10 protein-coding genes are annotated in these 12,802 nt (G+C 33.8%); 4 read left to right on the plus strand and 6 right to left on the minus strand.

Annotation, left to right across the window (positions count from 1 at the left end):
* Positions 1-3 precede the first annotated feature (3 nt).
* The 4 genes from NJT12_RS08990 (at position 4) to NJT12_RS09005 (ending at position 7,271) form a co-directional block, all read left to right on the plus strand.
* Positions 4-984 carry a transglutaminase domain-containing protein gene (locus NJT12_RS08990; protein WP_271335556.1) on the plus strand — a complete coding sequence of 327 codons (981 nt, stop codon included), beginning with the start codon at positions 4-6 and terminating at the stop codon, positions 982-984.
* Between the two features lie 119 nt (positions 985-1,103).
* Complete coding sequence (gene pncB / locus NJT12_RS08995; protein ID WP_271335557.1) at positions 1,104-2,279, plus strand: nicotinate phosphoribosyltransferase; 1,176 nt, start codon at positions 1,104-1,106, stop codon at positions 2,277-2,279.
* Between the two features lie 162 nt (positions 2,280-2,441).
* Positions 2,442-4,313, plus strand: a complete 1,872-nt coding sequence (locus NJT12_RS09000) for a DNA topoisomerase IV subunit B (protein ID WP_271335558.1) — start codon at positions 2,442-2,444, stop codon at positions 4,311-4,313.
* Positions 4,314-4,550: 237 nt separating this feature from the next.
* Positions 4,551-7,271: a DNA gyrase/topoisomerase IV subunit A gene (locus NJT12_RS09005; protein ID WP_271335559.1), complete on the plus strand. Its 2,721-nt coding sequence runs from the start codon at positions 4,551-4,553 to the stop codon at positions 7,269-7,271.
* 98 nt (positions 7,272-7,369) lie between these two features.
* Here the strand turns inward: NJT12_RS09005 and NJT12_RS09010 are convergent, their stop codons facing one another.
* The 6 genes from NJT12_RS09010 to NJT12_RS09035 all read right to left on the minus strand — a co-directional run bounded on the left by NJT12_RS09010 (position 7,370) and on the right by NJT12_RS09035 (position 12,770).
* Positions 7,370-7,996, minus strand: a complete 627-nt coding sequence (locus NJT12_RS09010; protein WP_271335560.1) for a 3'-5' exonuclease — start codon at positions 7,994-7,996, stop codon at positions 7,370-7,372.
* Between the two features lie 2 nt (positions 7,997-7,998).
* The gene (locus NJT12_RS09015) at positions 7,999-9,918 is read right to left on the minus strand and encodes a DUF294 nucleotidyltransferase-like domain-containing protein (protein ID WP_271335561.1); all 1,920 of its coding nucleotides are present in this window, start codon (positions 9,916-9,918) and stop codon (positions 7,999-8,001) included.
* Positions 9,919-10,122: 204 nt separating this feature from the next.
* Positions 10,123-10,896, minus strand: a complete 774-nt coding sequence (locus tag NJT12_RS09020) for a TerC family protein (RefSeq protein ID WP_271335562.1) — start codon at positions 10,894-10,896, stop codon at positions 10,123-10,125.
* Positions 10,897-10,921: 25 nt separating this feature from the next.
* The gene (locus tag NJT12_RS09025) at positions 10,922-11,293 is read right to left on the minus strand and encodes a DNA topoisomerase IV (protein ID WP_271335563.1); all 372 of its coding nucleotides are present in this window, start codon (positions 11,291-11,293) and stop codon (positions 10,922-10,924) included.
* A gap of 187 nt (positions 11,294-11,480) precedes the next feature.
* Positions 11,481-12,056, minus strand: coding sequence for a DUF1572 family protein (locus tag NJT12_RS09030; RefSeq protein ID WP_271335564.1), 576 nt, complete (start codon positions 12,054-12,056; stop codon positions 11,481-11,483).
* Positions 12,057-12,197: 141 nt separating this feature from the next.
* Positions 12,198-12,770 (minus strand): pentapeptide repeat-containing protein, encoded by a 573-nt coding sequence (locus tag NJT12_RS09035; RefSeq protein WP_271335565.1) that lies wholly within the window; start codon positions 12,768-12,770, stop codon positions 12,198-12,200.
* Between the last annotated feature and the right edge of the window lie 32 nt (positions 12,771-12,802).

Below are 12,802 nucleotides of genomic sequence, written 5' to 3' on the forward strand. Positions count from 1 at the left end.
TCGATGATAATAAAAAAGATTACTGTTATATTCCTTCTCCTGAATTTTGTTTTTATAAATTCATCTTACTCACAAAAAGATAGTGATGTAGACAGGATAGTACTAAAATACCCAAAACATTTTAGTTCTACAGAGGATTTAGCAGAAAGAATTCAAAAAGATTTTACTTCAGAACACGACAAGGCAAGAGCTATTTACAGTTGGATTGCCTTTAATGTAAAATATGATTATGCGGTATATTTAAATCCACCGCGAACACAAGGGTTTAGTTATTCTACTGAAGCTGAAAAGCAAAGAAAAATTCAACAAATCAATGATAAATTGATTGAAAAGAGTTTTAGTTCTCAAAAGGCAGTTTGTGAGGGTTTTACAGCTTTATATCAGCATTTGTCCGGATTGGTAGGGCTTAAATCAGAAATAATCAGAGGAGATTCAAAGATAAGATTAGCAGATATTGGCCGAAAAAAACTTTCTTCAAATCATGCCTGGAACATTGTTTTAATTGATAAAAAATGGCGACTGATTGATGTTACATGGGGTCAGGGATATTATGACAATAGTAAAGGAAAAATGGTCAATGACTTCACATCCATTTATTTTGATACAGATCCTGAATATTTTTTTGCTAAACATTTTCCGGATTCCGGTTCTTATTTAGGAAACAGATTAAGTAAGGAAGATTTTCTTAATGGACCTTTAATTTATAATAAAACAATCGAAGGCGATTATAAAATTAAAGCACCGGATTCCGGAATAGTGGAAGCGAAATATGGAGATAAAATTACTTTTGAAATTAAAAACGTTTCAAAATCAGATTTACTCTTCTATTTAAATAAAAAAAATCAGCCAGTAAAAATTCAAAACTCTAAAGCGAAACGCGGAGGTATAGAATTTGATATTACTTATGACAAAAATATAAGCGATTACATTACTATTTATCTGGATACATTTAGCATCGTTTCATTTAAAATAATTCCGAAATAAAGATATTTTGCATCTTTGTTTAAACGTTTTTCTTCTTTTATAGAATTGACGTATCTTAGCGATAAAGAGATGAATTTAATGATAGCAGTCAATAAAACTGTTGAAATGCAACCAAGGCTATGGAAACTACTTTCCTGAAATCTATTTTAGATAATGATTTCTATAAATTTACAATGCAGCATGCTGTAATTAAGCTTTTTCCAAAGGCAAAAGTGCGTTATGGTTTTATCAATAGAGGCAAACATATTTTTCCTCCCGGTTTTGGTGATTTACTTCGACGATCTGTTGATGCCATGGCTGATTTGCGTCTGACTAAAGACGAAAAAAATTATTTAGCCCACTTTTGTCCGTATCTTGATCCTACATATTTAGATTTTTTACAAGGATATAATTATGATCCGTCAGAAGTCCACATTACTCAGGAAGGATCAGAAATAAAAGTCACAATCGAAGGATTTTGGTATCGAACTATTTTGTGGGAAGTTCCTTTGATGGCTTTAATCTCAGAACTTTTTTATAAGGCGAATCACTTAATTCGGCTGAATGATGATGCGATAAAAAAATTAACAAAAGATAAAATTGATAACTATAATAAATTAGGGGTTTCAATTTTGGAATTTGGAACAAGACGTCGCCATTCTTATGATGTACATGTTTTGATCAACGATACTTTGCAGACTTTTGGTTCTGAAAGTTTTATTGGTACAAGTAATGTGCATTTTGCAATGGTCAATAATAAAAGACCCTTAGGAACGCATGCACATGAATGGTTTATGTTTCATGCGGCTCAGTTTGGTTTTAAAATGGCCAATTTAATTAGCCTGGAAAATTGGACACAAGTTTACGGAGGTGATCTCGGGATCGCTTTAACGGATACTTATACAACAGATATTTTTTTCGAACAATTTGATAAAAAATATTCTAAACTTTTTGACGGAGTCCGTCATGATAGTGGAGATCCCATCGAATTTGCGCAAAAGGTACTTTCGCATTATACAAAAATGGGGATTGATCCAAGATCGAAAGTGATTGTTTTTTCGGATTCGCTGAATTATGATAAAGTAAAAAGTATCACTGATTTTTGTAAAAATAAAATTAAAATGTCGTTTGGTATCGGAACCAATTTTAGTAATGACGTAGGTTTGCCGCCTATGAATATGGTTATAAAATTGACCGAAGTTAAACTGGATAATACACATTGGCAAGGCGTTGTTAAGCTTTCTGATGAAAAAAATAAAAATACGGGAACGCCCGAAATGATTGCTTTAGCAAAAGAAGTACTGGGAATCAAATAGCATTTTTTGGTTAAAAACATGATTTTTTTTATTTTTGACACCTGTATTATTTTAAAATCAATTTAAATAGGATTTAAAGCTGTTATTAATCATAACAAAAAAAAAATACGCTTTCATTTTTTGACTATAAATGGTACATTAGCCAAAAATCCAATTCACTTTATGCTAGAGCAAAATCAATATACCGAAGATAACATTCGATCACTCGATTGGAAAGAACATATTCGTATGCGTCCCGGAATGTATATCGGGAAACTAGGAGATGGTTCTTCACCGGATGATGGTATTTATATTCTTTTAAAAGAGGTTTTAGACAACTGTATCGATGAGTTCGTGATGGGGTCAGGAAAGACTATTGAGGTGACTATCAGGGATAAAACGGTTACGGTTCGTGATTACGGACGTGGAATTCCGTTAGGAAAGGTAGTTGATGTAGTTTCGAAAATGAATACAGGAGGAAAGTATGATTCTAAAGCTTTCCAGAAATCAGTAGGTTTAAATGGTGTAGGAACAAAAGCAGTAAATGCACTTTCGAATTACTTTCGTGTAGAATCAGTTCGTGATGATAAACAAAAAGGAGCTGAATTTTCTGCTGGAAATTTAGTTTTAGAAGAAGATATAATCGAGACGACAAAGCGAAAAGGAACAAAAGTAACCTTTACGCCGGATGAATCGATCTTTAAAAATTACAAATTCCGTATGGAATATGTCATTAAAATGGTCAAAAACTATTGTTACCTAAACAATGGTTTGACGATTATTTTTAATGGAGAAAAATACATTTCTGAAAATGGTCTTAGAGATTTATTAGAAGAAACAATTAGTGCGGATGATCTTGAATATCCAATTATTCACCTGAAAGATCATGATATCGAGATCGCTTTAACGCACAGTAAAACACAATACAGCGAAGAGTATCACTCTTTTGTCAACGGACAGAATACAACTCAGGGAGGAACGCACTTAGCGGCTTACAGAGAAGCAATTGTAAAAACCATTCGTGAGTTTTACAATAAAAACTTCGAAGCTTCTGACGTTCGTAAATCGATTGTGAGTGCGATTAGTATTAAAGTTATGGAGCCGGTTTTTGAGTCTCAGACCAAAACCAAATTAGGTTCTACAGATATGGGTTCTGACGATGGAACGCCTGCTGTATCTGTTCGTACTTTTGTAAATGATTTTGTTAAAAATAAATTAGACAATTATTTACACAAAAATCCTCCAACTGCAGATGCTTTATTGCGTAAAATTTTACAGGCAGAGCGTGAGCGAAAAGAATTATCCGGAATTAGAAAGCTGGCAACGGATCGTGCTAAGAAAGCCAATCTTCATAATAAAAAATTAAGAGATTGCCGCGCGCACCTTCCAGATACAAAAAACCCGAGAAACTTAGAAAGTACGCTTTTTATTACCGAGGGAGATTCGGCTTCCGGATCGATCACAAAGTCACGTGACGTAAATACACAAGCCGTATTTAGTTTACGTGGTAAGCCTTTGAACTCGTACGGAATGACGAAGAAGATTGTATATGAGAATGAAGAATTCAACTTATTACAAGCAGCTTTAGATATCGAAGACGGACTGGAAAAATTGCGTTACAACAATATCGTAATTGCAACCGATGCCGATGTCGATGGAATGCACATTCGTTTGTTGTTGATTACTTTCTTTCTTCAGTTTTTTCCTGAATTAATCAAAGAAGGACATTTGTATATTTTGCAAACGCCACTTTTCAGGGTTCGAAATAAAAAGGAAACCATCTATTGTTATTCAGAAGAAGAGAGAAGAGATGCGATCGAAAAACTAAAACCAAAACCGGAAATCACCCGATTTAAGGGTTTGGGAGAGATTTCGCCGGATGAGTTCAAAAACTTCATTGGAGAAACCATTCGCCTTGATCCAATTATGATGGATAAAAATACTTCGATTGAACAATTGTTATCTTTCTATATGGGGAAAAATACTCCGGACAGACAAGAATTTATCATCAAGAATTTGAAGGTGGAATTGGATGCTGTTGAAGCTGAAGTTTAGAAAGAAAATAAAAATATGAAAACCTCAGTCAATGACTGGGGTTTTTGAAATATAAAATTCTGCGACAGTGTTGCTGAATTTATAATTTGAATTTCGTTATAAGTGTCGATGAATTTTTAAGTTAGCACACTAGATAATTTTGCCAGTAAATATAAAACCGTTTTACCAAGTGAGTCAGATTTAAAACGACTTTTGGAGAATAAATAATATCAAATTTATAATTTCGAATATAAATAAATGAAAGACGAAGAAGACGATAACATAATTCCAAACGACGACGAGAATAATTCTGAAGAGAACCAGATTGATGAAAATCAGGATGGAGATGATTCTGAGGAAATTATAAACGTAGATGCTAAGAATTTTGAAGGAAAGCATTTTTACGAAAACCAGGAAGAAGAAGGAGACGACGTTATTACAAAAGTAACGGGAATGTACAAAGACTGGTTTCTGGATTATGCTTCATACGTAATTCTGGAACGTGCAGTTCCGGCGATTGAAGATGGTTTTAAACCTGTTCAGCGTCGTATTATGCACTCTTTAAAGGAGTTGGATGACGGTCGTTATAATAAAGTTGCCAATGTTGTTGGTCACACCATGCAGTATCACCCACACGGAGATGCCAGTATTGGTGATGCGATGGTACAAATTGGTCAAAAAGATTTACTAATTGATTGCCAGGGAAACTGGGGAAATATCTTAACAGGCGATGGAGCTGCGGCTTCTCGTTATATCGAGGCACGTTTGTCTAAATTTGCTTTGGAGGTTTTGTATTCTCCAAAAATTACCGATTGGGGTGTTTCTTATGATGGTCGTCGTGCAGAACCCAACAATCTTCCGGTAAAGTTTCCGTTACTTTTGGCACAAGGAGCAGAGGGAATTGCGGTTGGTCTTTCGACTAAAGTTCTGCCTCACAACTTCAATGAATTAATTGATGCTTCGATCAAGATTTTAAAAGGAAAACCATTTACATTATATCCTGATTTCATGACACAAGGTATTGCTGATGTGTCGAATTATCATGATGGACTTCGTGGCGGACGTGTGCGTGTGCGTGCTAAAATTGCCCAATTAGACAAGAACACGTTGGTAATTACGCAAATTCCGTTTTCGACCAATACCACAACTTTGATTGACAGTATTTTGAAAGCCAATGATAAAGGTAAAATCAAAATCAAGAAAATTGAAGATAATACAGCGGCAGATGTTGAGATTTTAATTCATCTTTTTCCGGGTGTTTCTCCAGACAAAACTATTGATGCTTTGTTTGCTTTTACAGCCTGCGAAACTTCTGTAGCGCCTTTAGGTTGTGTTATTGAAGATAATAAGCCGTTGTTTATTGGAGTTTCTGAAATGTTGAAAATTTCGACTCACAGAACCGAAGATTTACTTCGCCAGGAACTAGAAATTCAATTAGAAGAATTAAAAAATAAATGGCATTTCTCTACTTTAGAGAAAATCTTCATTCGTGAAGAAATGTACATTGATTTCAAATTGTATTCAGATAGAGAATCGCTGTATAAGTATTTGTATGACAGATTTGAGATTTTCAAAAAATCATTCGTTAGAGAAATCAATGATGATGATTTGCAAAGACTAACTCAGATCCCAATGATTCGTATTACTCGTTTTGACTCTGATAAAGCAGATGATTTTATCTCTAAGTTAGAAGACGAGATGAAAGAAGTAGAGCATCATTTAGCAAATTTGACAGATTTCGCAATTGCTTATTTTACGAAATTAAAAGAGAAATACGGAAAAGGCCGCGAACGCCAGACGGAACTTCGTGTATTTGATAATGTCGAAGCTACCAAAGTAGTTTTGCGTAACACAAAATTATACGTAAACCGTGAAGAAGGATTCGTAGGAACCAGCCTTAAAAAAGATGAATATCTTACAGATTGTTCTGATATCGATGATGTAATCGTGTTTTTACGTGACGGAAAAATGCTGGTAACAAAGGTAGATTCCAAAACATTTGTGGGTAAAGATATTATTCATGTCGCTATTTTTGATAAGAGTGATAAACGTACGATTTACAACATGATGTATCGTGACGGAAAATCAGGTCCATCCTATATCAAACGTTTTAATGTTTCTGGTGTAACACGTGATAAACCTTATGACTTGACGAATGAAACGAATGGTTCACAAGTAGTTTATTTTTCGCATAACCCGAATGGGGAAGCAGAAGTCATTACGATCTTATTGCGTCAGGTGGGAACGATCAAGAAATTGAAATTTGATATTGATTTTGCCAAATTAGCGATTAAAGGACGTGCTTCAAAAGGAAATTTGGTAACCAAATATCCAATCAAGAAAATTGAATTAAAAGAGAAAGGAATTTCGACTTTATTACCAAGAAAAGTTTGGTTTGATGATACCGTAAAACGCTTAAATGTTGATGCAAGAGGTGAATTATTAGGTGAATTTAAGCCAAGTGATAAAATCTTAATCATCAATCAAAGTGGTAAATTAAAAGTAATCATTCCGGAATTATCGACTCATTTTGAGGAAGATATGATCGTATTGGAGAAGTTTAATCCTAAAAAACCAGTTTCGGCAATTTATTTTGACGGAGAAAAAGAACGTTACTATTTAAAACGTTTTCTCGTAGAGACTGATAAAGAAGAATGCTTTATTACAGAACATCCAAATTCGCAATTAGAGATTGTATCAACAGATTATCGTCCGGTGGCACAACTTATTTTCGCAAAAGTAAAAGGAGTTCAGAAAGAGGATTTACATATAGATGTTGAAGATTTTATTGCTGTAAAAGGCTTTAAAGCATTAGGAAATCAGTTGACAGCGGATAAAATAAAACAAGTAAATTTACTTGATCCTTTACCTTATGAAGAACCTGTCGAAGAAGTTCCTGAAAAACCTGAATTATCAGATGATGATTCAGTCGAAACAGAATTAGACGACGACGGCCAGATTGGTTTGGTCTTAGATTAATATAAAAATGAAAAACGCTAAGATTCTCTTAGCGTTTTTTTATATGATTGTTTTTCTAAAAATAATGCCCTATTTAATGATTAACGCAAACCTGATTGTTACTTAAACAGCGAATTCAAATTAACGTGTTTCTTCTCTTTTAGTTTTTTTATAATTTTCAAAAAGGCAATTGCGGTAATATAAGCATCTCCCAAAGCAGTATGTCTGTCCTTTTTAGAAATGTCAAATTTATCGGCAAGATCGTCAAGAGTATAATGATCTTTTCGCTCGAACAAATGCGATTGGATGAGTGTCTTTTTGTATAAAATAGCAGTATCTAATCGTTTATTAGTCAATTCAGGATCACCATTTCGTTCTAACGCTTTATTGATCATTGTAACATCAAAAACAGTATGATGCGCAATAATAATCGAATCACCCAGAAAAGCTAAAAATTGTTCTAAAGCCTCTTTTTCACTTGGTCGTTGAACAACGAAAGCCTTTAAAATACCATGAATCTGAGCCGTCGATTTGTCGTAATGATCTTGTTGTATATAAACTTCAAAACTATCCTGAACAGAGATAACCCCATTTTGTAAAACTAATGCTCCAATGCACAATATACGGTCGTTATCGTAATCAAAACCAGTTGTTTCTGTGTCCAGAACGACAAAACGAGTTTCTTCAATAGTGATGTTTTCATCAAAGAGATCTTCTTCTTTTTTCCAAAAATTAAATAAACTCATAGTTATACCAGATTTGAAACATTAAAACGTACCGAAATTAATTCCTGAAGTTCCTTGATGGTTTTAAAAGTGCGTTTCAGTTTTATCTTCTCCATTTTAGATAATGTTTCCAATGCAATAAATTGTCCTGAATCATTGTGTAGAAGTCCTTGTTTGGTTCTGAATTTCAATAAAGCCTTAAACGAGTACGAACAGGAAAGATATAATTCTCTATTGTTAGGTTCTAGATCTGCAAGTTTTTCGAATCGCTCAGCTGTATTACTGATACCTTTTATAGAATGTGATAATATCAAAACCCTTGCCGCATCTGTCAATGGCATTAAAGCCCTTCTTTTAATGTCAAAATGATCTTTATTCGCCCCATCTTGTTCTACTAAAAATTGCCTGAAAAATCCTGTTGGAGAAGGGCTTTGCAAAGCACCGCTAACTAAATGAACATAAAAAATAGGATTTGCTTTTACATTCTCAAAAATAAAATCAGACAGTTCATTTGTAATCGCGGCATCACCATAAGTTAAGCTATAATCGAAGAAAATAAAAGATAGTAAAACCTCATTCTTTCCTGGATTTGTGATCCAGTGATGTACCTGATTTTTCCATTCATCCAGACTCATGCACCATTTTGGGTTTGAGGCCATCATTTCGGCAGGGCAATAATCATAGCCAATTTCAAAAAGTCCCTTGTTGACAAGTGTGGCAAATTTTAGGAAATATATTTTTGTTTCCTCTTTAAAAACATCCGAAACATTTTCATAAACAATGGCATTATCCTGATCCGTATGAAGCATTTGTTCACTTCGTCCCTGGCTTCCTAACGCCAGCCATGCAAATTTTACAGGTGGCGGACTGCTCATTTTTTCTAATGATATTTCGATAACCCTGGTGATGCACGCTTCGTTTAGCTCAGTAATGATCTTAGAAATTAAAGTCATTGGTATATTTTGATCCAGATACCCTTGAAGCAATTGCATGATTCTGGCTCGAATAGGTTTAATCTCTTTGGCTTTTTTAGTTCTTTTAAGTGCTTTTATTAAAACGGCAGGATTATTTCCTAAAGCCACCATTACATCATGTTTGGATAAAATCCCAACGGCTTTAGTATTCGTTGTTCCGTCTTTTGTCAGGCATAAATAACTGATGTTACTTTTCATCATCGCCATTTGAGCCTCAGTAACTGTCATTTTTTTAGGATACGTAATAACGGGTTTCGTCATTATGGTTTCGGCAGTTGTGAGGATCGAATAATCGCCTGTAACAATTTTATTGCGTAAATCTTTGTCAGTAATAATTCCTATAGGCAGCATTTCGTCTACAATTAATATGGCGCCAACTTTATTCTTTGTCATGATTTTTGCAATATCCCGAGCCGTGGTCGACGGACTGCAAGTGACAATTTTCTTGGAATATTTTATGGGTTGTAAGTCAAAAGAATCTCTTTCAGAATGGTGGTTTTCATGCAGTAGATCATCGCCATATAATTTGTCTTTGTGAATATCAGAGTAAGGATTACGGGTGTTAGACGCATAACTTTCGATCAGGAAATTTCCAACATTTCTATTTTCAAGCGCATAAGGTTTAAAAACAGCAATAGGAACGGCATATAGGATGGTTTCTTCATACGCAACAGCCTCCATAATATAATTTTCCTGCGCCAAAAGCGGGCGCAATCCAAAAATATCACCTTCGTCGCACATATCTAAAACGGTATTTTTTGGACTTTTTTTAAGCGCAACAGCACCTTTATGAACGACATAAAAAGAGTCGTGAGTTTTGTCGTTTTCTGCAAAGATTACAGCATCTTTATCTTTATAAACAATAGAAATTTGTTCAGATAGTTTTTCTAAATCCTTTTGATGTAAAAAACTAAAAGGAGGGAAGTTCTTTAAAAAGTCGGCAACTCTTTGCGAAATAGTATTTTTCATACGTAAGATTTAGGTTCTAATGTAATACTTAAAATAGAAATGTAAAAGAAACACGCTTAAACTTTTTTGTTCTTGCTACAAAGTCACAAACGCACGAAGATTTGTTTATTCTTTGTATTTTTTAAAAGATGTTACAAATGAGTTTTTGTTTTCTGAGAAATGGTGGTATAAAAAAAGTTCCAATAGGAACTTTTAAATTATGATTTAAGATTGTCTCTTTCGAACCCGCATATTGATAAACTCTACAGCCAATGAAAACGTAATGGCAAAATACAAATATCCTTTTGGTACTGCGCCAATATGTTCTCCCAAAAGTGCAGCATTCGATAAATGCATACTTTCAGTAATCAGCATAAAACCAATCAGGATTAAAAACGAAAGTCCGAGTATTTGAATTGAAGGGTTTTTATTGACAAAATTTCCCACCGGAACCGCAAATAACATCATAACCAAAACTGAAATGATAACAGCCGTAATCATAATTGTTAAGGCACCGTGAACACCGTTTGTCATACCAACTGCCGTTAGAATCGAATCGACAGAAAATATTAAATCGATTAGTAAAATCTGGACAATAACATTCGAAAATGATTTTTTTGCAGCATTGCCAATCGTCTTTTCCTCATCGCCCTTATGATCTACTTTTTCGCTAATTTCCTTCGTACTTTTATAAATCAGAAATAAACCTCCAAGAAATAAAATCAATGCCTGACCAGTAAAGTCGCCTTCAAACCAACCCCAGTGAATACTGAAAATGGTGGCTTTCATGGCAATCAGATACGAAATACCCATCAATAAGGCGATACGCATAAACATAGCCAGAAACAAACCGATTCGGGTTGCTTTTTTACGATCTTCTTCAGGCAATTTGCCAGTTACGATCGATATAAAAATAATATTATCAATTCCTAAAACAATTTCAAGAAAAGTCAGAGTCAATAAAGCGATCGATGCATCGGGATTCAAAAATACTTCCATACTAAAAATTGTTTAGTTAGATTAATTATTCCAATTTTACTACTGTTCCGCGTTGTTTCTGATCAGAACCCACCATTCCAAATTCAAACGTATAAGAATCTTTAGAAGTTGTTAAAATCTTCATATTGATAGCTTTTTCTTCTGCCATGTTTTTTGGGTGTTTCTTTTGCAGGATATATTCACAATCACTTACCCAACGTACTGTCGATGTATCTGTTTTACCTTCAAAAGTTTCGATTTCTATCCCATCTTTACGTTCAAAGACTGTCGTTTTTTTTACGCCGTTTACATCAAACTCAAATTTGAATTTTCCGGTTTTAAAATCTTTGCAATTATGTTCTGCATCATAACAAGATACTAAGGTAAGTAACGGAAGTAAGAATACTATTTTTTTCATTTTAAATAATTTGTTTTTTAAGGAGCTATTCCTGCTTTTTACTTCAATCTTTTTGTTTTTAAAGAAAAAACAAAAAGGATTTCCATTACAATCAGGGCTAGGGCAATCGTTTTCATCACACTAAATGAAGTTGAAAGAATTTGTTCGGTTTATTAGGGCTTCGACTCCGCTCAGCCTGACAAACAGATCATTTTAATCTTTCTAATTCATCATCGGTAAAGTTCTTGATTTCTTTTTCCTTGGCAAACTTTTCGGCGTTATAATTTCCGGAATTATTTCTGGGAATCGATAAACTATTCCAGGAAGCATTTTTTAATTGTTTCGCATAAAATATAATTTGTCCCACATGATATGGATAATGTGCTAATTGACGATTTATGGCTTCGATAACAGTGTGACCTTCATTACGAATGTAAATAATATCCGAAAGTTGTTCTGGTTTTAAGCTGTTTAAGGTATTGAGAAAGCAATCCCATCCTTTGTTCCAGACGATTAAAACTTCCTCTTTGGATTGTAAATCATTATCAAATTCGGCGTCTCGATTGCGCCATTCTTTTTCGCCATCAGAAGTTAAGAAATCGGACCATCTTGAAAGCATGTTTCCCGAAATGTGCTTAATTATAGTTGCAATACTATTAGTGTCTTCGTTTACAGTAACAAAAAGCTGTTGAGGCTCTAATTGGTCTATGGCTTTTTCGCCCAGTGTTTTGTAATATAAAAATTGCTTTTTAACACTTTCTAAATAAGATTCTGTTGCTTCCATAATTATTTTATTTGTTGCCACGAATTTGCTTCGCCTGTTCGCTATCGCTCAAGTCACGAATTTATAAGTCTGCAAAAAAAAACAATTCGTGCTAATTCGTGAAATTTGTGGCTTTTATTTTAAAATTATTAATATTAGATGTTAGACAATTTTAATATCGTATTTATCTAAAAGACCCACAATTCCATCATTAGAAAATTGCGCTTTTTTCATTGGGTTAAATTCCGGATCAATTTTATAATTGTATGCCGTCTTAAAATTAACAGCAGCCAATTGGGTATCGTTAAAAATAGCACCTTCGAGATTACAATTATCAAAAACCGAACTCGTTAAGTTGGTTCCTATAAAAGTAACTTCTCTAACTGAGCAATTAATAAATTTGGTTTTGGCCATTTTTTTATTTGAAAAAATGGCATAATCTAAAGTGCTTTCCTCAAAATAAACCTGAAATAAAAAATCGTCACATTCGTTGAAAGCAATTCCAAGAAGTTTGCAGTTTTTGAAACTTACATTTTTTAAACTTGTACCTGATAAACTCGTCATCGACAAATTGCAATCAATGAATTCGCAGTCTAAAAAGGTATTGTATGCAAAGTTACTGTTCGAGAAATCACAATTTTTAAAATCACAATCTTCAAACTCCCGATTGTTTATTTTTTTATCAATATAAGTGACTTTCTCGAAGGTTTTCTGAATGTGAATTAGACTTTCCATATTTTAATTATATTGGATATTTTTTTAGTAAT

The sequence above is a fragment of the Flavobacterium azizsancarii genome, from assembly GCF_027980145.1.
In the GTDB taxonomy this organism is placed as follows: Bacteria; Bacteroidota; Bacteroidia; order Flavobacteriales; family Flavobacteriaceae; genus Flavobacterium; species Flavobacterium azizsancarii.

What these genes read in the sequence shown, in the direction of transcription:
- NJT12_RS08990 (WP_271335556.1), top strand. Translation starts at nt 4, where the DNA reads ATGATAATAAAAAAGATTACTGTTATATTCCTTCTCCTGAATTTTGTT.
- pncB (WP_271335557.1), top strand. Translation starts at nt 1,104, where the DNA reads ATGGAAACTACTTTCCTGAAATCTATTTTAGATAATGATTTCTATAAA.
- NJT12_RS09000 (WP_271335558.1), top strand. Translation starts at nt 2,442, where the DNA reads ATGCTAGAGCAAAATCAATATACCGAAGATAACATTCGATCACTCGAT.
- NJT12_RS09005 (WP_271335559.1), top strand. Translation starts at nt 4,551, where the DNA reads ATGAAAGACGAAGAAGACGATAACATAATTCCAAACGACGACGAGAAT.
- NJT12_RS09010 (WP_271335560.1), bottom strand. Translation starts at nt 7,996, where the DNA reads ATGAGTTTATTTAATTTTTGGAAAAAAGAAGAAGATCTCTTTGATGAA.
- NJT12_RS09015 (WP_271335561.1), bottom strand. Translation starts at nt 9,918, where the DNA reads ATGAAAAATACTATTTCGCAAAGAGTTGCCGACTTTTTAAAGAACTTC.
- NJT12_RS09020 (WP_271335562.1), bottom strand. Translation starts at nt 10,896, where the DNA reads ATGGAAGTATTTTTGAATCCCGATGCATCGATCGCTTTATTGACTCTG.
- NJT12_RS09025 (WP_271335563.1), bottom strand. Translation starts at nt 11,293, where the DNA reads ATGAAAAAAATAGTATTCTTACTTCCGTTACTTACCTTAGTATCTTGT.
- NJT12_RS09030 (WP_271335564.1), bottom strand. Translation starts at nt 12,056, where the DNA reads ATGGAAGCAACAGAATCTTATTTAGAAAGTGTTAAAAAGCAATTTTTA.
- NJT12_RS09035 (WP_271335565.1), bottom strand. Translation starts at nt 12,770, where the DNA reads ATGGAAAGTCTAATTCACATTCAGAAAACCTTCGAGAAAGTCACTTAT.